Annotated in this window: 1 pseudogene; it reads right to left on the bottom strand. The window is 28.9% G+C overall.

From position 1 onward, the window contains the following. Positions 1–178: 178 nt before the first annotated feature. Positions 179–270, bottom strand: a pseudogene (locus WFH18_RS18055) (IS5/IS1182 family transposase); the annotation flags it as partial.

A 270-nucleotide genomic window follows, 5' to 3' on the forward strand; every position in this document is an offset into this window, starting at 1 on the left:
GAGATGAATTAAAAGTATTAGTTAATCTATTATCAGAAAGAATTTGAGACCTCTTAATATCTGATAATGGAAGCCTGTTTACTTTCAAGAATCAATTAGTTTTTCTAAAATAAACATAATACACCTTATACGAAGTCAAAAAAATATATCTATATGATAATTAGGGTCTGTTGACATTTCAAGTATAGAATTTACCCGATAAAGGTAGCCAAATAAATATACAAGCTAATGCAACTGCCCCCTCATAGCTACACTTTAGCTTATCATATC

Origin of the sequence: Acinetobacter sp. USHLN143, from assembly GCF_037145695.1 — a bacterium.
Taxonomy (GTDB): Bacteria; Pseudomonadota; Gammaproteobacteria; order Pseudomonadales; family Moraxellaceae; genus Acinetobacter; species Acinetobacter fasciculus.